A 1482-nucleotide genomic window follows, 5' to 3' on the forward strand; every position below is an offset into this window, starting at 1 on the left:
CTCCGCGCGCGGCGGCCGGCGCCGCACGCGGGGGCGGTCGGCGGGCCGCTCGCGGGCGCCCTGCGCGCCGCGCTCCCCGCCGAGTGGTCGCCCACGCAGCTCGAGACGTACGCGCGGTGCCCGTTCCGCCTGTTCCTCCAGCTCGGGGCCCGCCTGCCGGACCCGGCGACCGGCGACCTCGACCAGGAACCGCGCGACGAGGGGAGCCTGCTGCACGCGGCGCTCGAGCGGTTCGTCGAGGCGAGGCTCGCGCGCCGGGCGTGGCCGCCCGCCGGGGACGCGGCCGACGTGGCCGAGGCGCACGCCGTGGCGGAGTCGGTGTTCGCGCGCTTCGAGGCGGAGGGCAGGACCGGCGATCCGGCGGTCTGGTCGGCGCGCCGCGAGGCGGTGCTCGCGCGCCTCGCGCGCGTGGTGCTGGCGGAGGCGCGCGATCACGACGGGCTCGTCCCGGCGCTCCTCGAGCACCGCTTCGGCGGGAGGTCGGAGCGGCCGCCGCTCGAGGTGCGCGCCGGCGCAGAGACCGTGCTGCTGCAGGGGCGGATCGACCGCGTCGACGCGTCCGGCGACCGGCTCCTCGTCGTCGACTACAAGAACGCGCGCCACGCGACGGCCTACGCCGAGCTGCTCGACCCGGAGGCGATGGGCGTCACGAGCTTCCAGGTGCCGGCGTACCTCGCCGCCGCGGCGCGCGACCTGCCCGGCCGCGAGCACCTCGAGGCCGCCTACGCGCTCCTCCGGAAGGCGGCGCGCACGGAGCCGTTCGCCACGGACGCTGCGGATCCGGTCCTCTCGCTCTCCGCCCCGGAGGGCGCGGAGCGAGCCGGTACGGAGGGCGCCGGCGGGGCGGGCCCGCGCGGCTTCGCGGCGGGCGTGGTCGAGGTCGTGCGGCGGATCCGGGCGGGCGAGTTCCCCATCGCGCCGCGGACCTGCGAGGGCTGCCCGTACGGCGCGGTGTGCCGCGCCGAAGGCAGCGCGGGCGAGCCGGACGACGCGGGGGGTGGCTCGTGAGCGGCCCCATCGTGTTCGGCCCGGCGGCGACGGCGCTCTTCCGGCTCGAGGCGCCGACCGCCGTGTCGGCGGGCGCGGGCTCCGGGAAGACCACCGCGCTCGTCGAGCTGTGCGCGCGCCTCCTCTCGGGCGAGGCGCTCGGGACGCCCTGCGCGCCCGCCGAGATCGCCGCGATCACCTTCACGGAGAAAGCGGCCGAGGAGCTCTCGCAGCGGCTGCGCGGCGCGGTGGCGGAGCGCGCGCGCGCGGCGTCCGCGAGCGGCGCGGGCTCCGCGGACGCGCAGGCGTGGCAGGAGCGGCTCCACGGGCTCGACCGGCTCCCGGCCGGAACGATCCACGGGTTCTGCGGGAGGCTCCTGCGGGAGCACGCGCCCGAAGCCGGCCTCGACCCGGAGTTCTCGATCGCCGACGAGGACCGCGCGTCCTCCTGGCTCGCGGGCGCCGCCCGCGCGGCCACCATCGCCGCGCTGGACG

At 79.3% G+C, this 1482-nt stretch carries 2 protein-coding genes; both read left to right on the plus strand.

Features of this window, described 5'->3' with window-relative positions; genetic code table 11:
• Nucleotides 1-1008: PD-(D/E)XK nuclease family protein (locus MNZ39_RS24005; RefSeq protein ID WP_242341598.1), on the plus strand; the 1008-nt coding region annotated here is incomplete at its 5' end.
• On the plus strand, nt 1005-1482 hold a 478-nt coding region (locus MNZ39_RS24010; protein WP_242341599.1), incomplete at its 3' end, for a UvrD-helicase domain-containing protein. The genes MNZ39_RS24005 and MNZ39_RS24010, both read left to right, overlap by 4 nt.

This window comes from Anaeromyxobacter sp. SG66, from assembly GCF_022690805.1.
GTDB lineage: Bacteria > Myxococcota > Myxococcia > Myxococcales > Anaeromyxobacteraceae > Anaeromyxobacter > Anaeromyxobacter soli.